This is a genomic window from Larkinella harenae (assembly GCF_054780515.1).
Genome location: NZ_BAAGWE010000001.1, coordinates 719869 through 742216, shown reverse-complemented (window position 1 = coordinate 742216; position 22348 = coordinate 719869). Strand labels below are relative to the sequence as shown.

Annotated in this window: 17 protein-coding genes; 10 read left to right on the top strand and 7 right to left on the bottom strand. The window is 53.4% G+C overall.

Annotated elements, in window-relative coordinates; genetic code table 11:
- The first annotated feature begins 82 nt into the window (after positions 1–82).
- The 9 genes from ACYVH9_RS03030 (at position 83) to ACYVH9_RS02990 (ending at position 13776) form a co-directional block, all read left to right on the top strand.
- Positions 83–463, top strand: a complete 381-nt coding sequence (locus ACYVH9_RS03030; protein ID WP_460634814.1) for a MerC domain-containing protein — start codon at positions 83–85, stop codon at positions 461–463.
- 276 nt (positions 464–739) lie between these two features.
- The gene (locus ACYVH9_RS03025) at positions 740–1756 is read left to right on the top strand and encodes a Gfo/Idh/MocA family protein (RefSeq protein ID WP_460634813.1); all 1017 of its coding nucleotides are present in this window, start codon (positions 740–742) and stop codon (positions 1754–1756) included.
- Positions 1757–1870: 114 nt separating this feature from the next.
- Positions 1871–4978, top strand: a complete 3108-nt coding sequence (locus ACYVH9_RS03020) for a SusC/RagA family TonB-linked outer membrane protein (RefSeq protein ID WP_460634812.1) — start codon at positions 1871–1873, stop codon at positions 4976–4978.
- A 13-nt stretch (positions 4979–4991) separates the two neighbouring features.
- A complete protein-coding gene (locus ACYVH9_RS03015; RefSeq protein WP_460634811.1) occupies positions 4992–6515 on the top strand; it encodes a RagB/SusD family nutrient uptake outer membrane protein in 1524 nt (507 codons plus the stop codon).
- 48 nt (positions 6516–6563) lie between these two features.
- Positions 6564–8864, top strand: coding sequence for an alpha/beta hydrolase (locus tag ACYVH9_RS03010; RefSeq protein ID WP_460634810.1), 2301 nt, complete (start codon positions 6564–6566; stop codon positions 8862–8864).
- Between the two features lie 37 nt (positions 8865–8901).
- A complete protein-coding gene (locus ACYVH9_RS03005) occupies positions 8902–10284 on the top strand; it encodes a Gfo/Idh/MocA family protein (RefSeq protein WP_460634809.1) in 1383 nt (460 codons plus the stop codon).
- Between the two features lie 11 nt (positions 10285–10295).
- On the top strand, positions 10296–11675 hold the full coding sequence (locus tag ACYVH9_RS03000) for a sugar MFS transporter (RefSeq protein ID WP_460634808.1): 1380 nt from the start codon (positions 10296–10298) through the stop codon (positions 11673–11675).
- 150 nt (positions 11676–11825) lie between these two features.
- Positions 11826–12590 (top strand): glucosamine-6-phosphate deaminase, encoded by a 765-nt coding sequence (locus ACYVH9_RS02995; protein WP_460634807.1) that lies wholly within the window; start codon positions 11826–11828, stop codon positions 12588–12590.
- A 127-nt stretch (positions 12591–12717) separates the two neighbouring features.
- On the top strand, positions 12718–13776 hold the full coding sequence (locus ACYVH9_RS02990; protein WP_460634806.1) for a LacI family DNA-binding transcriptional regulator: 1059 nt from the start codon (positions 12718–12720) through the stop codon (positions 13774–13776).
- Positions 13777–13786: 10 nt separating this feature from the next.
- Here the strand turns inward: ACYVH9_RS02990 and ACYVH9_RS02985 are convergent, their stop codons facing one another.
- The 7 genes from ACYVH9_RS02985 to ACYVH9_RS02955 all read right to left on the bottom strand — a co-directional run bounded on the left by ACYVH9_RS02985 (position 13787) and on the right by ACYVH9_RS02955 (position 20957).
- Complete coding sequence (locus ACYVH9_RS02985; RefSeq protein WP_460634805.1) at positions 13787–14890, bottom strand: cytochrome-c peroxidase; 1104 nt, start codon at positions 14888–14890, stop codon at positions 13787–13789.
- A gap of 121 nt (positions 14891–15011) precedes the next feature.
- A complete protein-coding gene (locus ACYVH9_RS02980; protein ID WP_460634804.1) occupies positions 15012–15464 on the bottom strand; it encodes a hypothetical protein in 453 nt (150 codons plus the stop codon).
- 148 nt (positions 15465–15612) lie between these two features.
- Positions 15613–15993, bottom strand: a complete 381-nt coding sequence (locus ACYVH9_RS02975; RefSeq protein WP_460634803.1) for a hypothetical protein — start codon at positions 15991–15993, stop codon at positions 15613–15615.
- A 27-nt stretch (positions 15994–16020) separates the two neighbouring features.
- The gene (locus ACYVH9_RS02970) at positions 16021–16839 is read right to left on the bottom strand and encodes an MbnP family protein (protein ID WP_460634802.1); all 819 of its coding nucleotides are present in this window, start codon (positions 16837–16839) and stop codon (positions 16021–16023) included.
- 13 nt (positions 16840–16852) lie between these two features.
- Positions 16853–18049, bottom strand: coding sequence for an exo-alpha-sialidase (locus ACYVH9_RS02965; RefSeq protein ID WP_460634801.1), 1197 nt, complete (start codon positions 18047–18049; stop codon positions 16853–16855).
- Between the two features lie 59 nt (positions 18050–18108).
- The gene (locus ACYVH9_RS02960) at positions 18109–20472 is read right to left on the bottom strand and encodes a TonB-dependent receptor (RefSeq protein ID WP_460634800.1); all 2364 of its coding nucleotides are present in this window, start codon (positions 20470–20472) and stop codon (positions 18109–18111) included.
- 110 nt (positions 20473–20582) lie between these two features.
- Entirely contained in the window at positions 20583–20957 is a 375-nt protein-coding gene (locus ACYVH9_RS02955; protein ID WP_460634799.1) for a hypothetical protein, read from the bottom strand.
- Between the two features lie 133 nt (positions 20958–21090).
- Here ACYVH9_RS02955 and ACYVH9_RS02950 point away from each other — a divergent pair, with 133 nt between their 5' ends.
- Positions 21091–22290, top strand: coding sequence for a hypothetical protein (locus tag ACYVH9_RS02950; RefSeq protein ID WP_460634798.1), 1200 nt, complete (start codon positions 21091–21093; stop codon positions 22288–22290).
- The last annotated feature ends 58 nt before the right edge of the window (positions 22291–22348 follow it).

Genomic DNA, 22348 nt, shown 5'->3' with positions numbered 1-22348 from the left:
ATGCAACTTTATTGCAAATAATCTTGTCCGGTACAATAGCATCTGTTTATTTTGCAAAACCAAGTCAGTAGAATTGAAGGATATGAAATCAGACATACTAAATAGGAAAGCCGATTATATTGGAATCAGCGGGTCAGTTCTGTGCATTATTCACTGCCTGATCACGCCCGTTTTGCTGGTTTCGTCATCTTTTCTGAAAAACGATACCGTACGGGTTGGCTTTCTGAGCCTCGATTATGTCTTTATCGGTGTCAACATCCTGGCGGTTTATTTCGCCACCCGGCATTTTACAACCCCCGCCATCAAAATGTGTCTGTGGTTTTTCCTGAGCGTATTTGCCGCAGCCATCATGCTCGAAGACGTGAGCGAAACATTTGAGTACATTGGCTATGCTGCATCACTGGGTCTAGTATTAACCCACCTCACCAACATTCGTTTTCACAGGCTGCGTCATTCACACTGATCGCAACATTTTTACATCATAAGTCAACGTGCCGGGGCGCCCCGGCACGTTTGTTTTTTACAGCTTTTATCGTTTCAGCGCCGGATAGCATTGCCAACCAGAAGGCGTATTTCAGGCCGACCAGTGTATTTCTCAGCGTCGGTACCATTTCTACTAGCTGCACGAAAACCAGAGCCCATCCAATAAAATCAGAAAATATTTGCTTTATAAAATTTTGCTGTTGATATTTCGGGTACGTACACGCTTTCCTAAACCCTTACCTTACTAGAATTTTATATGGCAAATACGCTTAGCCGTAGAAAGTTCTCCGTGACAGCTGCTTCAGCCGGTTTCGGGGCTTATCTACTTCCTTTTGGTGCCCATAGCCTTTCTGTTACCGAACCGCTTCAGGGGAAAAAAGTGGGAATTATTGGACTGGACACCTCCCACAGCATCGCCTTCACGAAAGAACTAAACAACCCGACACCGAATCCAGACTGGGCGGGCTACCGGGTAGTGGCGGCTTACCCAAAAGGAAGCAATGACATTGAAAGCAGCGTAAAGCGCATTCCCGGCTACATTGAAGAGGTCAAAAAACTAGGTGTCGAAATCGTTGATTCCATTGATGCCTTGCTAAAAAAAGTAGATGTGGTGATGCTGGAAACCAACGATGGCCGGCTGCATCGGGAACAGGCAACAAAAGTTTTTTCTGCGGGCAAACGAGTTTTTATCGACAAGCCCGTTGCGGCTTCCCTCGCCGACGCCGTCGCCATTTTTGAAACCGCAAAACAAAAAGGCGTACCCGTTTTCTCCGCATCGTCATTGCGCTACATCAAAGGAATGCCGGATGTTGACAAGAGTCAGGTAGTTGGTGCCGACACGTATAGCCCGGCGGTTTTGGAAAAAACGCACCCCGACCTGTTCTGGTACGGTATTCACGGCGTCGAAGCCCTATTTACCGCCATGGGAACCGGCTGTCAGCAGGTCACCCGGGTCAACACGCCCGACACCGATATCGTGATTGGTATCTGGAATGACGGACGCATAGGCACTTTCCGCGGAACCCGAACGGGTAAGCACGAGTACGGCGGCACGGTTTATACCAAAAATGGAAATGTAACGCTGGGTCCTTACGGAGGGTACAACCCTCTGCTAAAAGACATTATTCATTTCTTCGAAACGGGTGAGACGCCGATCAAACCCGCCGAGACGCTCGAAATCTTCGCCTTTATGGAAGCCGCCGACGAAAGCAAACGCCAGGGAGGAGCTCCGGTGAGTCTGGCTAGCGTCCTTAAAAAAGCGCAAAAATCGTAATTGCCTTTTTTTGCTCCGTTTCCGGGTACGTACCCGGAAAATGGATTTTGATTCAGTTAATCCAACTCATTGACTGATTTTTCCACGTATTCCTATGCTTAAACCTTTTACGCCATGACAATTGCTCCCCCAAAAGTGCCCCGCCTTCTGTGGCCTCTGGCCTGCCTAGGGCTATTAATGATGCTGGCCATCCTACCAGCGTCGGCCCAAACCAGTACCCCGATCAAAGGAGTTATTCGGGACAACGTCGCTCAATCCCCCTTGCCGGGTGCCAACGTTGCCATCAAGGGCTCAACGCGGGGCGTTTCCACTGACGGCGAGGGCCGCTACAGCATCGATGCCAAACCGAACGACATTCTGGTGTTTTCCTACATCGGCTACACCACCCAGGAAGTGAAAGTCGAAGGTCAGACAACAATTAACGTGGTGCTGGCTCAGGCGGCTTCTTCGCTCAACGAAGTGGTAGTCGTGGGATATGGAACCCAGCTCAAACGCGAACTGACCGGATCGGTTTCGTCCGTAAAAGCGGAGGAATTGCAGAAAGTGGCCACCAACAGCGTAACGTCGTCCCTACAAGGGCGGGTGCCGGGTGTATTCATCAGCCAGACCAGTGGTGCTCCCGGCGGGGGCGCATCGGTTCGGATTCGGGGTGTCGGAACGACGGGGGGTAACCAACCGCTGTATGTGGTTGACGGTTTTCCGCTCGGTGGAGGCAACATGGGCATTAGCGGCAGTTCGGATCAGGTCGATGGGTTGTCCATCATTAACCCGAACGATATTGAATCCGTAGAAATTTTGAAAGATGCCGCAGCAGCAGCCATCTATGGCGCACGGGCGGCCAATGGCGTGATTCTGATTACAACAAAACGCGGTAAAGAAGGTCAGGCGAAAGTAAGCCTGAACGCCTATACCGGTGTGCAGCAATTGTGGAAAAAGCCCGATTTTTTGAACGGACAGGAGTTTGCTACCCTGGCTAACGAACTGTATACCAACTCGGGTATGACGCCCAATCCGGAATGGGCCAATCCAGCATCGTTTGGCCAGGGAACCGACTGGATTGACCAGGTTTTTCGGAGTGCTCCGCTACAAAACGTCGATCTCAGCATTTCGGGAGGCAGTCAGAAACTGAAAGGCGCGTTGACCCTCGGTTACCGGGATCAGCAGGGAACTCTGATCGAAACCTGGTACAAACGCTACACCGCCCGCGCCACCGCCGATTTGATTGTGAATGACAAGCTGAAATTTGGTGGAACGATGGCACTCGCCTATTCACAAGCCCGCGGACAGCAGAACCAGGATTTGCGCATCGGTATTTTCAACCTGGCCCAGCAATTCTACCCGACGCTCGGCCCCAATGATGTGGTCAACGGCTCTTCAGCGTATTATACCACGCAGGGCGACAATCCGCTGCTGCGCGCTCAATCCATTCAGAACAACCTGTACAACCTGCGCCTGTACGGCAATATGTTTGGGGAGTATGAAGTAATTCGGGGCTTGAAATGGCGTACCAGCGTAGGTATTGACGCCAATAACAACCGGGCCACGACCTGGGAGCCGAAAGCGGAGCGCGGCCATTATCGGAACCTGCAGGCCCGTTTGGGGAATACGTTTACGCAGGGCCTTAACTGGCTGATTGAAAACACGCTTTCGTACTCCACCGAAGTGGGTGCTCACCGGATTAGTGCCGTGGTGGGGCAAACTGCCCAGAAAAACGTTTCGGATTGGGTGTCGGTCACGGCGCTGGATTTCCAGAATGAGCAGCTACAGGTGATCAACGGCAGCAACGATACCCAGCGCCGGGCAACCGGAACCGGTTCACTGTATTCTCTGGCATCGTACCTGGGCCGGGTCAACTATTCGTACAAAGAGCGGTATTTGTTCTCCGTCAGCCTGCGACGCGACGGTTCGTCCAACTTCGGACCGACGCACAAATGGGGCAATTTCCCGTCCATATCGGCGGGCTGGAACCTGTCTGACGAAGCCTTTATGAAAGGGATTCCGGCCATTAACTCGCTGAAACTGCGCGGAAGCTGGGGCCAACTGGGGAACGACGCCATTGGCTCATTTGGGTATCTGAGTACCATCCAGATCGGAACCGTCAACGACAACTATGTGCTGGGCACCAATCAGGGGCTGATCATCGGAGCCAGTATGTCGCGGCCGGGAAATCCGAACCTGAAATGGGAGGTCAGCGAACAAACCAACGTGGGTATTGATGCCTCTTTCCTCAACGACCAGCTCTACCTGACCACCGATTATTACGTCAAAAACACCAAAGATATGCTGGTGAGTCTGCCGGTGTCCGTCGAAGCCGGTTTTCAGAATGCGCCTTCGGTCAATGGCGGCAAGGTGCAAAACCGGGGTTGGGAGTTCTTACTGGGTTACCGGGGCCGCGTGGGTCAATTCCGGTTCGACGTCAACACAAACTTCTCGACGCTGAAAAACGAGGTAAAAAGTCTGGGCGTCGGTCAGCCCATCACGGGCGCTGCGGTTTCCGGCTACTTTGATATGCGGGCGACGTACACCGAAGTTGGGCAACCCATTGGCTATTACCGGGGCTATCAGGTTGACGGTATTTACCAAACCGACGACGAAGTCAATAAAACCCTGCAACCCAACGCCAAGGCGGGTGATTTCCGGTTCTGGGATATCAACGGCGACAACAAACTGTCGGATGCCGATCAGGTGCGGATCGGAAGTCCGTGGCCGACGGTTATGTACGGTGCCAACGCCGATCTGTCCTACAAAGGCTTTGATCTGAACATCATTATGCAGGGCATTGGCGGCAGCCAGATTTACAACGCCAACCGCCGGTCGGTTTACCCGCTGAAGTATTTCGGAGGGTCGGGCGTCATCAACGGGGTCAAAGACGTGTTGAACCGCTGGACGCCCGGAAGCGGCCGCAACGACGTTCCCAAATTGCAATACACGGACGCCAACGGCAACTTTGGCAACAGCTCGACCTTTTACGTGGAAGACGGCGACTACCTCCGCGTCCGCAACGTCACGCTGGGCTACCGGATTCCGGCGGCCCTGCTCTCCCGGACCCGGGCTTTCCAGGGTGCCCGCGTGTACGTCTCGGCTCTGAACCTGTTCACGTTCACCAAATATTCGGGTTTCGATCCCGAAATCGGCAGCCTGAATCCGTTGCAGGCCGGTATCGACGACGGCGTTTACCCGCAACCCCGAACCTTCATGGCGGGCATCAATCTGACCTTCTAACCCAACCGAAATCATGCGCAAGTATATTAACCAACTGGTTCTTGTCGGTTTGTTGCTGACGGCCACCGCGTGCAGTGATTCGTTTCTGACACTGACGCCCAAGGATGTATTGACGGATGCCAACTTTTTCCTGACCGAGTCGGATGCTCAAGCGGCCCTGATCGGAACGTATGCGGTTTTGCAACGCGAAGAAACATTCGCAAACGTGCGGGATGCCGCCGATATCGAGTGGGCCATGTCGGGCGATATGTACGAAATGGACGGCAGCGCCAACCGGATCGAATTGCATTCCCTGAATCTGCCTTCCAGTAACACCATCATTCGGGACGTCTATCAGGCAGCTTACCTCGGAATCGGCCGCGCGAACCTGGTGATCGACGGAGTCAACAAAATGACGGGCCTCAGCGCCGAAAAGAAAACGCTGATTCTGGGTCAGGCCAAATTTTTACGAGCCTTGTTTTATTACCGGCTGGCCAATTATTTCGGCGGTGTTCCCCTCATTCTGGAAAAACTGGATGCGTCCTCCAACCTGTCCATTCCGCGGGCCACGGCTGCCGAAACCTGGAAGCAGATCGAAACCGATTTCCAGGAAGCCGCCACTACCCTGCCAGCTACCTGGAAAGAAACCGCCGACATCGGCCGAGCCACCAAAGGCGCAGCACTGGGCTACCTGGTAAAAGCCAGTCTGTGGCAGCAAAAATGGGCCGAAGCCGTCAAATACAGCGAAGACCTGATGACCGCCGGAGTGCATGACCTGATCCCGAACTTCCGCGATGTTTTCCGCGAAGCCAACGAAAATAACAAGGAGATTTTGTTCTCGACGCAGTTTCGGGTTTCGCCCGATGCCGAGGGCAACAACCTCGTGAAACGCACCGCCCCCCGCGGATCGCCGTCGCAATACAGCGGGAGTGCGGCCTGGAGTAACTTCGTGCCCCAAGCCCAATGGGTGAATGCTTTTGAGAAAGATGCCAGCGGCAAAATAATCGACAAACGGTATTGGAGCGTCATCATCGGACCCGGCGAAGCCCACCAGGACATGCCTGCCTTCGTGATGCCGAAAGACGTTCCCGCCGGGTGGTCCCGAACGGGGTATATCGTTACCAAATACTGGGAAGGCCCGGTGGTGGCCAACGGCGGAGTCAATCCGCCCGTGCTCCGGTTTGCCGAAGCCCTGCTGAATTACGCGGAAGCTCTCAACGAAGTGGGGCGTTCCCAGGAGGCCATGCAGCAGGTCAACCGGATTCGCGCCCGCGCTGGTCTTGCCGCCAAACCGACGACGCTGGCCAAAACCGAGGTGCTGGATGCTATTTTCTACGAACGGCGCATGGAATTTATCTGGGAACCGGCCGGGGCCTTCTCCGATCTCAACCGCCGGGGCCGGTTTATCAACTTTATCAAAGCCAACCGGCCCAACATCAAAGACCTGGAAATCGACAAAAAACCGTGGCTGAGTACCGTCCCGATTTTGTTTCCCATTCCCCGCGATGCCTGGAACCGCAACAAGGCGCTGGAGCAAAATCCGCATTATACGTTCTAAAACCGCCTTATCTTTTTTATTTTAACTGATTCGTAAATCCTGTCCATCATGCGGTATTCCTTTTGGCTGACTAGTTTGCTGGGTGTTTTTTGGGCAACGTCGCTCCGGGCGCAGGGCGATATGGCCCGGCGAAAGCAGTATCTGGACGAATCGCTGCTCCTGAACGTCCGGCAGGACCACCGGCACCCGATCAGTCGGCGGGTGACGCTTCAGGATAGTACCTGGCTGGACTGGCAACGACGAACGGGCGAATTGCCGCCGGATTTTTCGCTCCTGCCGTCCATTCCCTTTCTTCCGGATCCGCTTCTGTCTGCCCAAACCGGCAAACGCATGAAAACCGCAGCCGAATGGCAACAGGAAAAAAAACGCATCAGGCAGGCGTTTCAGCACTGGATTGGCGGCACGGTTCCTCCCGCTCCCCCTTCCGTCAAGGCCCGGATTCTATCCAATCGCCAGGAAGGTGGGGTTCTGGTTCAGCTGATTGAGCTGTCGTTCGGCCCTGAAAACCGGGGCCGGATGACACTGGAGCTGATGGTTCCGTCGAAAAAAGGACCGTTACCCGTCTACATGGCTCCCTGGACGCACCGGGGTTGGGCGCAACTGGCCGTAAAGCGGGGCTACATCGGTTGTGTGTATGCCGCGGCTGATACCAAAGACGATACCCAGGCCTATCAGGCTCTTTACCCCGATTACGATTTCACGGGTTTGATGCGCCGGGCCTGGGGTGCGTCGCGGGTCATGGATTATCTGATTACCCGCCCCGACGTGAATCCGGCCCAGATTGCGATTACGGGGCATTCGCGGAATGGCAAACAGGCGCTGTGGGCGGCCGCCTTCGACGAGCGGTTTGCCGCCGTGATTTCCAGCAGTTGCGGAACGGGCGGCATTACCCCCTGGCGATTTAGCGACCCGCAGTATGGCAACCAGACCCTCGACGACATCTGTGCCAATGCGGCTCACTGGTTTCACCCGCGATTACGATTTTTATTCGGCCGGGAAGACCGCTTGCCCATCGACCAGAACCAGCTACTGGCGCTGGTTGCCCCCCGCGGTTTGTTGCTCACCTACTCAACCGTGGAACGACAGCTGAATCCGTGGGCGAATGAGCAGTGTTTCCAATCGGTCAAAACCGTGTATGATTTCCTGGGCTCGCCCAACCAGATTGGCTTGCTGCCCCGCATGGGCGAACACGCCGTAACGACGCGGGATGTGGAACGGACGCTGGATTTTCTGGACAACCAGTTTAAAAAGCGAAACATACCCTGGGAAAATGTGCGCTATTGCGACTTTTCGTACGAAAAATGGCTCCAGACGACAAAAACCGCCCGCCCGCTCTGGCCCACCATCAAACTGGGTGAAACAGCGGATACCGTGGCAATTGGCCGCCAGCAAAAAACCATTCGCGAACGGCTCAACTGGCTGCTGGGCGACGAACCGGCGGGGGCCAAACCCGCTCCCGTTGCGCCCACTACCATCGACCGCGTCGACTGGATCGACGGAATTATGGGCCGCCCCCGGCCCAAACGTGCGACGGTCACGTACCTGGGGCCCTATTCCGCCATCGGTGACCACCTGAGCGGCACCCTATACCAGCCCGCCGATAATTCTGCCCAAAAAAGACCGGTGGTTATTTACCTGCACGCTTACAACTACAACACGGGTTATGCCGTTGGTTACAAACCGGAAGGTGGACGGGGCAACGAAGCACTCTTTCAACATTTGCTGGATCAGGGATTTGCGGTGCTGGCCATCGACCTGGTCGGGTTTGGAAACCGTCAGGAAGAAGGGCGTTACTTCTACGAACGTTTCCCGACCTGGTCCAAAATGGGCAGGATGGTGAGCGATGTACGGGCCTGTGTCGATGCCCTGGAGACCTACGCAGGGATCGATGGAAAACAGATTTATGTTCTGGGCGAAACCCTGGGCGGAAGCGTCGCACTGATGGCGGCTGCGCTGGACCCGCGAATTGCTGGTGTAGCCGTGGTGGCCGCATTTTCGCCCTGGCGAGCGAGTACCAAACAGTACGAAAGCCTGAAGAATTATTCGCATCAACACGGTTTTTTGCCCCGGCTGGGTCTTTACGCCGATACTCCGCAGCAAACGCCGGTCGACTTTGATGACATGATGGCCTGCATTGCCCCGCGTCCGCTGCTGGTGATTTCTCCCAGCCTGAACCGTCACGCCGATCCGCTGGCAGTGCAGTCGGCCATGAACCGGGTGAAAGCCGTGTACACTCATTACCAGAAAACCGACGCCTTGCTTTTTCAGATGCCCCCTGAAATTAATCGGATCACCCAATCCATGCAGGCTGACATCACCCGGTTTCTGACCCTATCGGCCAATCGGTAATTCCGCCATTTTTTCATTTTTAACCAAAACGAGTACAATGATTCAATCAACACAGAACACAGAAGACACGGCCCGTTCGGGCCAATCGCGGAGAACGTTTCTGGGCCAGACACTGGCCGGCACGGCTACGTTAACGCTGGGTGGAATGCTGCCCGGTTTCAGTCCCAAAAGTTACGCCCGGATTCTGGGAGCGAATGAACGCATTCAGGTGGGTATGATGGGGGTCAACAGCCGCGGACTGGCCCTGGCCAGTAATTTTGCCCTGCAACCCAACTGCGAAATCCGGTCGGTTTCGGACGTAGACACCCGCGCGGCTGACAAATGCATCACCACAGTTGAAGGCATTCAGAAATCCAAACCCCGGAACGTGCCCGATTTTCGGAAAGCACTGGAAGACAAAGACCTGGACGCTCTTGTAGTAGCCGCACCGGATCACTGGCACGCACCAGCCGCTATTCTGGCGTCGAAAGCGGGCAAACACGTTTACCTGGAAAAACCGTGTAGCCACAATCCGAACGAAGGGGAAATTCTGGTGCAGGCTGCCAAAAAATACAAAAACGTCATTCAGATGGGCAACCAGCGCCGGTCGTGGCCCAACGTAGCGGCTGGTGTCAAGGCGGTTCGGGAAGGAATAATCGGACGGCCTTATTTCGCCAAAGGCTGGTATACCAACAACCGGGCGTCCATCGGCGTCGGCAAAGAGGCCGCCGTGCCGTCGTGGCTCAATTATGAGTTGTGGCAGGGACCCGCCCCCCGGCAAGCCTTCAAGGATAACCTGGTGCATTACAACTGGCACTGGTTCTGGCACTGGGGAACCGGCGAAGCCCTCAACAACGGTACCCACATGCTGGACCTGATGCGCTGGGGCCTCGACGTTACCTACCCCAACCGCGTGACCTCCTCGGGCGGGCGGTATCGCTACAAAGACGATTGGGAAACGCCCGATACACAGGTGATTAACCTAGAGTTTCCAAACAACACGGCCATGACCTGGGAAGGACGCAGCTGCAACGGGCGTACCATTGAAGGCAGCAGCGTTGGCGTTGTTTTCTACGGCGATAACGGTTCGCTACAAATTGACGGGGGAAATGCCTACACGGTTTATGACCTGGATAACAAACTGGTGAAGGAAGTAAAAAACAATGTGGTCATCAATGCCCGCGACCGGATGAATCCGTCGCAGGCGCTGGACGCGATTCACATCCAGAATTTTTTTGACGGCATCAAAAAAGGAACCGCTCTGAACGCCGACATTCTGAGTGGGCACCAAAGTACGTTGCTGTGTCAGTTGGGGAACATTGCCCTTCGGTCGGGTGGAACGCTGGAAATTGACCCCTCCAACGGCCATATCAAAAACAACCGCCAGGCGCAGCAATACTGGAAGCGTGAATACCAGCGGGGCTGGGAACCCACCGTTTAGCTTTAATTTTCATGAAAAATCAAGGAAAAGTTGTTGAAGTAGGATCGCTGAGTCAGCGGGATACGCGTATTTCCATTGCGCTGATCGGGCTGCTGTTCTTTGTCTTCGGGTTTGTAACCTGGGTGAACGCCATTCTGATCCCGTATTTCAAGATTGCCTGCGAACTGACGAATTTTCAGTCGTACCTGGTTACGTTCGCGTTTTACATTTCTTATTTCCTAATGTCGGTCCCCTCGTCGTACCTGCTGAAAGCCGTTGGTTTCAAGAAAGGGATGATGGTTGGTTTCTGGGTGATGGCGCTGGGCGCTTTCATTTTTGTACCGGCGGCCCTGATGCGGACCTACGAAATTTTTCTGCTGGGGCTGTTTATGATTGGGGTTGGGCTCGCTATTCTGCAAACCGCTGCCAATCCGTACATTACGGTTTTAGGGCCGAAAGAACGGGCCGCCCAACGCATCAGCATTATGGGCATTGGCAACAAGGCCGCCGGGATTCTGGCGCCCATCCTGTTTGCTGCGGTCATTCTGCGGGCCACCGACACCGACCTTTTCAGTCAGTTGCCGGGCATGTCGCCCACCGAGAGATCACAGGCGCTGGATGAACTGGTTCGGCGGGTCATTGTTCCGTATTCGGTGATGGGTTGCGTACTGATTGGGCTGGGCATTTTGGTGCGTTACTCGCCTTTACCCGAAATCAACACCGAGCAGGAAACCACCGAAGTAGCGGCTGCCAACGTCGGAAAAACGTCCATCCTTCAGTTTCCGCACCTGGTTTTAGGGGCCCTGGCCATTTTTCTGCACGTTGGAACGCAGGTAATATCCATTGATACCATCATCGGGTACGCCAGTTCGATGGGCATTTCCCTACTGGAGGCCAAAACGTTTCCGTCGTATACGCTGTCAGCTTCCATTTGCGGCTATTTGCTGGGTATCATCCTGATTCCCAAACGTATCAGCCAGGTGAATGTATTCCGAATCTGTACGGTATTGGGGTTGGCTTTTACCTTACTCATCATTTTTGCCAAAAGCAGCGTAACATTTCTAGGTCATCAAGCCGACGTTTCCATCTGGTTTATTGTTTTGCTGGGCCTGGCCAATTCGCTGGTTTGGGCCAGCATCTGGCCGTTGGCGCTTGATGGGTTGGGACGGTTTACCAAAGTAGGCGCAGCCCTGATGATCATGGGACTAAGCGGTAATGCCATCCTGCCCCTGATCTATGGTTACCTGGCTGATCGGTACGGTCTTCGGGAAGCCTATTGGGTTCTGTTTCCCTGCTACCTATATTTGGCCTATTATGCCTTTTACGGTCACAAGATTCGCCGATGGCGTGTCTCCGGGTCTGACAACCCGACTGTTCATGAATCAAACTGGCACAGCACCACAACGCATTAAAAATCAACGGTCGTGATCCACGGATAGGATGCCGTGGAAGCCTGTGCTGTATAATTAACTGTGGTAAAAGGCCGGATTACCGGATTATATGGCTTTGTGAAATCGCGCCGTCCTTTGCAACCCATACTGTGAAAATTAGAAACCAACCGAATGATTAGTCAATCGAATACCCAACAACTTGATTTCCGCCGGTTTGACAACCGTAACCTGCTGGGCGAAAATGCCGCCCAGGACGTTGGCAACTGCCTGCGAAATTTATTAGCGCGGCAGGATACGGTTTCCGTGATTTTTGCCGCTGCCCCTTCGCAGGAAGAATTTCTGGCGGCTTTGTGCCGGCAGCAAGGCATCGACTGGGGCCGGGTCTGCGCCTTTCATATGGACGAGTATGTGCAATTGCCGGAAGAGGCTCCGCAGCGTTTTGGTAACTTTCTGAAAGAACGGATTTTCGATCTTCTTCCTTTCCAAACCGTCAATTACCTGGATGGAAATGCACCGGATTTATCCGCTGAATGTGAACGGTATAGTACCTTGCTCCAAAACCAGCCCGTCGATGTGGTTTGCATGGGCATTGGCGAAAATTGCCACATTGCCTTCAACGACCCCCACGTGGCGGATTTCAACGATCCGGTTTTGGTGAAAGTCGTCGATCTGGACAACGCCTGCCGTCAGCAGCAGGTGAATGATGGCTGCTTCAACACGTTTGAAGATGTTCCGACGCACGCGCTGACGCTGACGGTTCCGGCCCTGATGCAGGCACCCCACGTTTTTTGCATGGTGCCCGGTATCAACAAAGCCCCGGCAATCTACCACACGCTGCTTTCGCCCGTGAGTGAGCAGTATCCTTCCACGGTACTGCGGCTGCACGAAAACGCCATTCTCTACGCCGATAACGACAGCGCATCGCGTCTGGCCTAACCCCGGCACGGCTCAGTAGAACTTTCCGGCGTAGCGAGAATGCCCGGCGTCAAAAACCGCTCAGTTTGACGAGCGGTTTTTGACGCCGTCATTTTGAAGGTATATTTGTATTTCCGGAAAGCCAACTATGGAAAAAAAAGAACTACAGGGCGTTAAAGAAATTGCCCGCCGGGCCAATGTAACCATCGCGACCGTTGATCGGGTTATCCACAACCGGGCTGGCGTATCGGTTAAAACGCGCGACAAAATTAATAAAATCATTGCGGAACTCAATTACCAGCCTAATATGCTGGCCAGGCGACTGGCTTCCGGCAAAATTATCAAGCTGGCCGTTCTGATTCCCTCCGTTACTGAAGAAACCGAGTTCTGGGACGCGCCACTGCGGGGCATTCAGCGGGCCACCACCGAAATCAGCCAGTACGGATTACAAGTTGATTTGTTCTTCTTTGATCTCAGCGATCCGCAATCCTTCATCAATCAGGCCAACACCATCCTGGAATCACCCATCGACGGCGTCGTGCTGACCCCAATGTTTATCAAGGAAGCTCAAACATTCATTGCGGCCTGTGCGGATAAAAAAATTCCTTACGTTTTCATCGACTCAAACCTGCCCAACCAGCAAAACCTTTCCTACATCGGTCCTCCGCTGTTTCAGAGTGGCTACCTGGCCGCAAAATTAAGCACGTACGCGCTGCGCGAGACGAGCCAGTTGTTAGTGGTTAATATTGCAACGGCCACGGACAGCTACACGTACCAGCAAACCGAAGCGGGTTTTCGGGCCTATTTTGCCGATCATGCCAAACCGTATCCCATCCTGCGGGTCGACATTCACCAAACCGATGAGCAATCGGTGTTCCGAAATCTCCAACCGCTGTTTGATGCCAATCCGGCCATTGATGTGCTGTTTGTGACCAACTCGCGGTCTTTTCTGGTGGCACGTTTTCTGGAACAGGCCAACCGGGCGCACAAACCCCTGCTGATTGGGTACGATTTGATTAAAGAAAATGCGAACTACCTGGACAACGGCCTGATCGATTTCCTGATCTGCCACCAACCCGAAGACCAGGGCTACCGAAGCATCATGACCCTGTACCAGTTTCTGATTTTTTCCAAACCCATCGACAAAGAACAATACATGCCGATTGACATTGTCACGCGGGAAAATCAGGCTTACTACCGAAACTGACGAAAACCGCTTAATCCGGCTGGAAACGCCGATCATTCCGGAAATCGTAATCGGTGAGGGTTTTGAGAAAGAGAATCACGTCGGCTTTTTCATCGGGCGTAAGCGAAATGCCCGGTTTGCCATTTTTCTTCAGCAAGGGATCTAGCTGGGGCGTATCCTGCACATCGTTGATGTAGTGCTCGAGCACCTGCTCCAGCGTCTGAAACCGTCCGTCGTGCATATACGGTGGCGTCAGCTCGATGTTCCGCAGGCTCGGCACCCGAAACTTGTTGTAATCGTCCAGGTTCAACGTAATCTGATACCGGCCCAGATCGTAGTCTTTGCTGTTGGCAAGCTGCATCCGCAGGCCGTTGTTCCGGTAACTCTGATCGGTAAACAGCTCCCCGCTGTGGCAACCGGCGCAATGCTGCTTGAAGAGGGCCAACCCATGCTGTTCGTGCTCGCCCAGTTCAACGCCCGCTTCTTTCCGAACGTGTTTGTCGTACTTTGACGTGGCCGATACCATCGTCAGCATGAATTGCGACAGCGCCTTTAAAAACCGTTCGGTGGTAACTTCTTCCGTTCCAAAAGCAGATTTGAACATCGCCGGATACCGGCCACTGGCCCGCACTTTCCGCAACACGTTCCCCAGCGAATCGCCCATTTCGACCGGATTCTGAATGGGCGCAATGGGCAATAGATCCAGGTCAACAATACCACCATCCCAGAAAAAAGCCTTCTTCCAGGCCACATTCTGGATACCGGGCACATTGCGCGTACCGATTTTATCGCCAATGCCGTGGCTCAACGGATGATCGGTATGCGCAAAGGCCGCAGCGGGCTGGTGGCAAAAGGCGCAGCTGATGCTACCGTCTTTCGACAGCAGGCCGTCGTAGAACAACGCTTTTCCCAAGGCCACCCCTTCAACCGTCAATGGATTTTTGGCGAGGTCGTAGTGCGTTGCATCGAAATTTGCCGGTTTTCGCCAGGCATAGGGCGTTGTCTGAAACTCGACCGGTTTGGTGCCCGGATCGGGCTCAATCGGTCCATCTCCGCCCGAATCGCTCTGACACGCGACCGTAAAAGCGTAAAAAACGATGGCAGCTATAATTCCCGCATGTTGCCACGACTTCATATCAATCTCTAAACCTTTCTCTCTAGATCAACAACAAATTTACGCTTTTAAAACGAACGGATAACCGTTAACGTATGATTGTTCGAGCATTCAGGTTAATTCCGCCCCAACCCGTTTGCTCTTATTCGGCCAGGTACTTCCGGGCATCGGCCAGACTTTGGCGCAAGTGCTGGCGTACGGTCTCCACCTTGCCCTGTTGAATCTTCAGATACGCCAATGCCTGTTCCTGACTGAGTTGCGAAAGCGTATCACCCTTGTATTGATGCATCCAGTCCGTCATGGCATCATCGGCCGCTGTAAGTTGCTGACTGATCTGCGCTCCCCGCGCTTTCGCTGGCGCATCGGCCCGGGCGATTTTAGCGGTCACTTCTGCCTGCAACTCCATCAAATCGCTCATCTGGGGCATCAAGCTATCGTGTACCGCCAGCACCTGTTTCTCCAACTCGGCAACCGCCCCGGTCGCCTGACTCTCGGATTCCGAATGATGGTGTGTTTGGTGATCCTGCCCGGATTGGCACGACCAAATGAGGAGATTGAACAAACAAAAAAACGGAAAACTTTTCAGATAATTCATTATTAACCAAGATTATACGGTCTAACTACACTAAAATAAATAAGATCCCCAGTCCGTCGAGCATTCCGATGTCGACAGCCACGGGCCTGGACCGAACGCAGCATGGACAAAGTGCGCCAACGGTTCTATTGAGAAATGTAGTGATTGATTACCGCCGGGGAGGATGCAATAAATCGGCTAGCGGAGCCGAATAGGTCAGTAATTGGTAGTAAAAAAGCGCCCGGTTTGGTAGAACCGCTGGCGTCTCCGCAAAATCAAACTGAACGAGAGGCTGGCTGTACAACTGGATAATGGGTGTATTCTGCACCTCCTCCGCTGTCTGCTGATCCTGTTTTTCCTGTTGCGCCCTGAGCTGCCGCGCCAGATAACAGTGACCGTCGCAGTGCAATTCGGGCCGAGTGCGGTTTTCGCAGAGCACCCGGGTAATATACTCCTTATTGACCTGGAAGTACGCAATCGTTCCCCACCGACTGAACGTCGGCAGTAAAACGGCACACAACCAGCTGTAAAGGAGTATATTCCGGGCCATGAAACAGTGTGTCTCTTATCAAAATTCTTAATTCACCTGAACACCACCTACACTGAACATTCTGGCATAATTAGCGGCCACGTCTTCTGACTCTCTGGCCACCATGATATTCGGCTTGGCCGCAATACTGATGGGCTTTACGCCGTCAAAGATTTTCAGTACATCGGCTTTGATGGTAACATTTGTTGCTCCATCCGGCAACAGCCGTGCGGTAGCCAGCGGCAACGAAATGGTTTTTACATTATTAATCGTTGGCAAGGTTCCCGGAGCGGCATCATAACCGCCAAACAACCCAATGTGGTACATAAAATTCCGTTTTCCAGTGGCATCAACCGGGGCTTTGGGAGAAGTACCTTCCAGTTTCAGGAAGATATACCCCGAGTTCCAGTCCCAGTACATGCCAGCCGCCGTACCCGCCGGGTCCAGTGCGCCGGTTCGCCGGTCAATACCCATTTTGTTGCGCTCAGGGTCTACGCCCAGCACAAACGAAACCTCCGTATAATCGCCCGTCGGAACATTGCGCAGTGAAACCGTCCGCGAAAGCGAATCACTTTCCATGATCAGAAAATAGCTACTATCCTGCGGAACCACATACTCCGAACCGTCCGATTTCTTCAGTTTGATGTTGCTGACAAAATAATTCAGTCTGGAAACCGTAAACGTTTCTCCACTTCCGTTGGTATACGTCGTACTACTGTCCAGGCGTAAATCCCGCGTTCCTACTACATTATCAAACCGCAGCTGGAAGGTACCATATTCGGGCTCCAGCGGGTCATTTTGGCAGGCCAGCAAAACAAGTAGAAAGAGAAATCCGCTCATCATGGAAAGGGAAAAGTAGTTTTTCATGGTCACACGTTGCTTAAAGTAATTCAATCCATCTACTTACTATAACGCTGTTCTGTCCTCCTTTCTGCTGTTCATACGCAACCAAAAAGCCTTTTTTTGAGGGTAGAACGACCGGATAAAGCGCATTGACGTCCGTTGGCGTGAGGTAAGTCACGGGCAACGCCTTGCCGTTCACGACCTTTCGCATACCGATCCTCGAAATGAAGCGACTCTCTCCTTCTGGCGTTTTAACCTCCATTGATTCGTCCCACAACCAGACCAGTTGACCGTTCACCGAAGCCACCTGCGGGTGTTTGGTACGATCGGAAACGATACCCGCCACCAACTGCTCCGAACCCAGCCGCGCCAGCTTGATTCCCGGCGTTTTTTCGCCCCCCGAAAACCAGGTTACGAATAAATCGTTGCCGACCTGCGCCACATCCGGACCGGTATGCGGACAGGCGTTGATTTTCCAGCCATCGTTGTAAACGGTTTTGGGCCGGGTGAACGTCTTTCCACCATCCGTTGACACCGCCTGGCTGATGTCACGCGCACCACTGTCGAGCAAATCGCGGTAAGCGACGTGAATCCGGTTCTGCGCATCAACAAATACGTTGGTACGGCAACACTGGCAGGCGTTATCGTCCACCAGTACCTCGTCAGAAAATCCACCCTCGTTCACGGTTTGGGCAAATTTCACGGTCCGGCCTTCTTTGTTGGGTGCTTTTTCATCCAGCCACGCAATGCCAATTTCCCCGTTGGGCAGCCGACTCATGTTGCTGAACGAGTGCCCTTTTCCCGGCGTCGTATCCCGGTGAACGGCTTTTGGTTCGGTCCAGGTTTTTCCGCCATCGGATGAGGTAACATACAGCAGATCGCTGGCCCGGGGGGCGTTATCGGTTGGCTTGGAGACTTCGAAGGTGGCTAGAATGGTACCATCTTTTTTAAAAGCCACTTTCGGCATTCCTTCCGCATGCGCCGAAAAAACCGCTGGCGTCTGGACCCGGATTCTGGGGCCAAACGTCCGGCCATCGTCGTCCGAAACAGAAAAATAGAACGCTACGGTTTTGCCTTCTTTTTCCGTCCAGCTCAGCACGGGTTTCTGACGGTGATCCCGCGTCAGACGCGGAGTAGCGCCCACAAACTGTGGATTCGAAAGCCGAACCTCCCGGACGGGTTTTTCAACAAAGCCCAGCAGGAGCGCAGCTGCGATTAAAATGGTGTTTTTCATGGTTGAAACGGTTTTCCGCCGTTGCTAAAAAGCGTTGCCCCTCAGCAACGGCGAACGGTTTATTTTGAAAAATTGTACTGAATTCCCCCCGCCAGCGTCCGGGGTGCAGCTGGGGTGTAGGTCGTGCGATCGGTCGGATTATTGCCCCGCGTAGCCGAGGTTGCGTACAGTTCGTTGGTTGCATTCATCAGGTTGGCAAATACCTCAAACCGCCGGAACGGATAACCCGCCCGCAGATTGATCACGCTGACGCCCCGTCCTCCGAAAGCACCCCGGTCGTTGTACGAAACCGTATTGATCTGATTCTGATACCACGAACCGATCCGCTGCCATTCTGCCGACATCCGTAGCCCCTTTGCCCAGCGCGGTTTGTACGTCAGTTCGGTATTGGCGATCCAGCGCGGAGCCTGTGGCATGTCAAAACCGTTCACGTTCTTGACTACGTCCGACGTCCGGGTACTCAGCGTAAAATCGACAAACCGGTGCACGGCGTTGGTCCCCCCAAACCGGAAAAACCATTCGCTGGTCGGGCGGTACGTCAGGCTGTACTCGATGCCCCGGTGCAACGTCTGCCCCGCCGACTGGTAATCGGTGCTGTTGTCAGGTTGCCGAATATTGAGCAATTCGTTGCGTCCCTCCATCTGATACAGAGCGATATCCAGGTAAATCTTGCGGTTTAAAAGCGATGCCCAGCCACCGATTTCGTAATTGTTGAAATAGGCCGGTTGCAGGTTATAGTAAAATTGCGATTCGCCCGGCTGAGCGTTGGTTCGCTTGGTAAAAATCGATGTCAGACCCGGTGGTGAAAAACCCCGGCTGTAGTTCCCGTACAAACCGCGATCATGGCCCAAATCGTAAGTCACGCCCACTTTGGGTGTAAACTGGCGATAAGCCTTTCGACCGGTGCTCTGATCCAGGTAATTGTCGTAACTGAACGCCATCTGATCAAACCGCCCGCCCAGCGAAAGACGCAGGGCGGGCAACGGATTCAGGTCAAACTGGGCGTAAACCGCCGAATTATGAATATTGGCAGCGTAATCGGCCAGCTTGAGATCGGGTCGTTCGGCCACCAGCCGGTACCGTTGCACCGACCGTTTGTCGGGGCGTAACTGGGCTTCCAGCTCAATCTGGTAGGCGTTGTACGTTGTGGGCGACACATCAGCCAGGACGCCCGCCAGCAACCGGGCATTCCAGAACGGCAACCGCTGGCTATGCTGGGCAATCAGTCCGTAACTGCTGAAGGCATTGACATTGATCTGACCCGTTGCTTTCGTTGACCCACTCGTCCAGCGAATACCGTAGCTCGGATTCTGCCCAATCGAATTGTCGCGGTAAAAAACCGTCACGTAGCTGTCCGAGCCATTTTTCCACTGGTGATCGAGTGTCAGACGCGAACGGATTGCCTTCACGTTGCGGTACGTAAAATCGGACGTTGACGTATACTGCCGGTTGTAAAAGGCGATGCTATCGACGCTCCCGCCGGTTTGTGAGTAATAATCGTTGTAGGAAAACGTACCGGTCAGCCGGGTGCGGCCCGTAAACGCGTACTCGGCCCGGGCGTTGAACGATACTTTGTCGTAATCGGAACGGCTTTGCCAGCTATTGCGCTGCCGGGCAAAAAAACCGCCCGCATAAACGCCCAGCTTTTTGGTGATCATTCCGCCCCCACCGTACTGAATCCGACCGTAATGCCACTGATCGCCCTGCAAACCAATCCGAAACGTTGGCACCGCCGTAGGGCGCTGTGTAATGAAATTGATGGCCCCTCCGACCGCTTCCGGGCCGTACAGCGACGAAGCAGGACCTTTGACGACCTCTACCGAGCTGACCGTAAACAGGTTCATTTCGATCAGGGCATTGTGGTTAAAAACGCCCATTGGCCGAAGTGGCAGGCCATCTTCGAGGTATAAGAAGTACGCGCTGGTGCCAAACGGTTGCCGGATGCCCATGCCGTGCTGCTCGTTGTTGTAATTGAGCATGACCACGCCCGGTGTTTTATTGATCAGTTCGGCCAGCACCGTCGGTTTAGTGTCGTCAATCAGCGTGGACGACAACCGGGAAATGGCCACCGGTGCTTCCGTTCGTTTCTGGGCTTCGCGGCTGGCCGTTACCACAATAGTTTGCAGGTTTTCGACCGCGGGTTCCAGCGCAATCCGAAACGGACCTTCCGTCGGTTTTACGGTTTGGGACCGGTACCCGACCGCCGAAACCAAGACAGTTGGTGTGGTTGACGGAAAGGAAAAATGACCATTGGCGTCCGTTACCGTTCCGCTCTGATGATCGTCCGACGAAACGGTAATGCCCGCCAGCGGTTCTTTGGTTTGGGCGTCTAAAACCGTTCCCTCAATAAGGGATTGGGCTATGACCCAATGAGGCACAACTGCCACGAAAACCGCAGCAATGAGCCGGTATAATACTTGCATGAAATGGCTAGGTTTGATGAAAAATGCTGACCAACGGATGGTCAAAACAATACCCCGATCAGGTCGTAAAAACGGGATCACCCGCTCCTGACCGGTGCGTTATCGGATCATCAAACCCGTGGAGGCTGGAGCAACGTATGAAAGGGGGCCTGGTAGGTTTTCAGAAGATAGGCGGGCAAGTCCGCCAAAACCGGTAAACCGACCGGGGAAAATTGAAAAGAGGAGGTAACCTGAACAAACAGTTGAAAATGGGGGGTTTTCTGCACGCGTTCGGTGGTTGCTTTGTCCTGCTGCTCCTGTTGCGCTTTCAGCCGTTTGGCCAAGTAACACTGCCCGTTACAACGTAACTGCGGTTTGGCCCGGTTTTCGCAGAGAACTTTAGCAATATAGTCCTTGTTGGCGTGGTAATACGCAATCGTACCCCACTGACTACAAGTTGGCAGCAGCGTGGCAATCAATAAAATGTATGCCAGTACAACGCGCATATGAATTCTGAAATCCGCGCAATAGTACAAAAAAATGTTGACACCTCCCAGCCGTTATTTATTGATTAAAATAGCTGCATTTTGTATATTCGCATAGCCGACCGAAGAATATATCGTAACTACTTAACCGAAAATGACATTATTGCGTACTACGCTAGTTTTTAGTGTGCTTTATTTGTTTTGTACCCCGGGCTTTTCGCAGTTAGCTTCTGTCGAAACCGCTGGTGAAGCACTCGCTCATGTCTCGTCAGCTCCTGTCAAAACTGTACTGAACAACCGGCAACGGGTTTCGGTCATGGTAGGCATGGAGCAGCAACTTTTCCCTTCCTATCTGCTGGCAAGGGCCACCATGTCCGGAAAAAGCAAGAACTACAAATTAGGTGATGGCGACGGCAATGTATCCGTGATGTTCCACAATCCGGGCTTGAATACGTCGGTGCGCGTGGAAGTCGGAGCGACCCCGTTTAGCGATGCCGCCATTTTTGAAGGTGTTTTGCAGGAAGCGGATAAAGACTATGAAATCAACCCCCGTATTTCGTGGAATTACGAAAAGCTGCGCGGTCTGCTGCAACCAACTCCCGTCAATTTTACGATTACGACGTACATTGACAACGAAAAAGTGAGCCATCGCACCATCGTGGCTACCATGCGTTCGATCAACGACTGTCCCTATTATTGGGAAGATGACGAAACCGGTTCGGGCGATCTGGACCTGAATTATATGTACGTGGCTTACATCAACGAGGACGATCCGGTTGTGGATGAAGTATTGAGTCAGGCGTTGAAAAATGATATTGTTGATGCCTTTGACGGCTATCAGACCGGCGATAAAAAGCGGGTCGATGATCAGGTTTTTTCCGTCTGGTACGCCATGCAGAAACAAGGCATCAAATACAGCTCCATTTCTACCAACTCGAGCACGGGCGTTTCGGCCAATCTATACAGCCAGCGCATCCGCCGAATTGACCAGACGTGGAACAACCGACAAGCCAACTGCGTCGACGGCATGGTGTTGATGGCGTCGGTGCTGCGCTCGATTCACATTGATCCGGTGCTGGTGTTGATGGCCGATCACTGCGTACTGGGGTATTACCGTGATGCCGAGCATAAAGACCTGGCCTGCCTGGAAACGTCGATGATTGGTGATGTGGATTTGCGCAAAGTAATGCCGGTTCGTCGCCGGAAAGCTTCCCGAAAGCTATTTACCGAAGCCCGCCAGCGCGCTCAGAAACATTACCGCAGCTCGAAGGATTTCTTTGAAAAAGACCCCCGTTACCGGTTTATTGTTGTAGCTGACGTCCGGAAATCAGGCATCCGACCGATTGGCAGGTAATCCCAAGAAGACAAAATAAAATGGGCCAGACAGTGAGTTGTCTGGCCCATTTTATTTT

Bases quoted from the DNA above. Each gene is read 5' to 3' on its own strand.
- ACYVH9_RS03030 (WP_460634814.1), top strand. From the start codon at position 83: ATGAAATCAGACATACTAAATAGGAAAGCCGATTATATTGGAATCAGC.
- ACYVH9_RS03025 (WP_460634813.1), top strand. From the start codon at position 740: ATGGCAAATACGCTTAGCCGTAGAAAGTTCTCCGTGACAGCTGCTTCA.
- ACYVH9_RS03020 (WP_460634812.1), top strand. From the start codon at position 1,871: ATGACAATTGCTCCCCCAAAAGTGCCCCGCCTTCTGTGGCCTCTGGCC.
- ACYVH9_RS03015 (WP_460634811.1), top strand. From the start codon at position 4,992: ATGCGCAAGTATATTAACCAACTGGTTCTTGTCGGTTTGTTGCTGACG.
- ACYVH9_RS03010 (WP_460634810.1), top strand. From the start codon at position 6,564: ATGCGGTATTCCTTTTGGCTGACTAGTTTGCTGGGTGTTTTTTGGGCA.
- ACYVH9_RS03005 (WP_460634809.1), top strand. From the start codon at position 8,902: ATGATTCAATCAACACAGAACACAGAAGACACGGCCCGTTCGGGCCAA.
- ACYVH9_RS03000 (WP_460634808.1), top strand. From the start codon at position 10,296: ATGAAAAATCAAGGAAAAGTTGTTGAAGTAGGATCGCTGAGTCAGCGG.
- ACYVH9_RS02995 (WP_460634807.1), top strand. From the start codon at position 11,826: ATGATTAGTCAATCGAATACCCAACAACTTGATTTCCGCCGGTTTGAC.
- ACYVH9_RS02990 (WP_460634806.1), top strand. From the start codon at position 12,718: ATGGAAAAAAAAGAACTACAGGGCGTTAAAGAAATTGCCCGCCGGGCC.
- ACYVH9_RS02985 (WP_460634805.1), bottom strand. From the start codon at position 14,890: ATGAAGTCGTGGCAACATGCGGGAATTATAGCTGCCATCGTTTTTTAC.
- ACYVH9_RS02980 (WP_460634804.1), bottom strand. From the start codon at position 15,464: ATGAATTATCTGAAAAGTTTTCCGTTTTTTTGTTTGTTCAATCTCCTC.
- ACYVH9_RS02975 (WP_460634803.1), bottom strand. From the start codon at position 15,993: ATGGCCCGGAATATACTCCTTTACAGCTGGTTGTGTGCCGTTTTACTG.
- ACYVH9_RS02970 (WP_460634802.1), bottom strand. From the start codon at position 16,839: ATGAAAAACTACTTTTCCCTTTCCATGATGAGCGGATTTCTCTTTCTA.
- ACYVH9_RS02965 (WP_460634801.1), bottom strand. From the start codon at position 18,049: ATGAAAAACACCATTTTAATCGCAGCTGCGCTCCTGCTGGGCTTTGTT.
- ACYVH9_RS02960 (WP_460634800.1), bottom strand. From the start codon at position 20,472: ATGCAAGTATTATACCGGCTCATTGCTGCGGTTTTCGTGGCAGTTGTG.
- ACYVH9_RS02955 (WP_460634799.1), bottom strand. From the start codon at position 20,957: ATGCGCGTTGTACTGGCATACATTTTATTGATTGCCACGCTGCTGCCA.
- ACYVH9_RS02950 (WP_460634798.1), top strand. From the start codon at position 21,091: ATGACATTATTGCGTACTACGCTAGTTTTTAGTGTGCTTTATTTGTTT.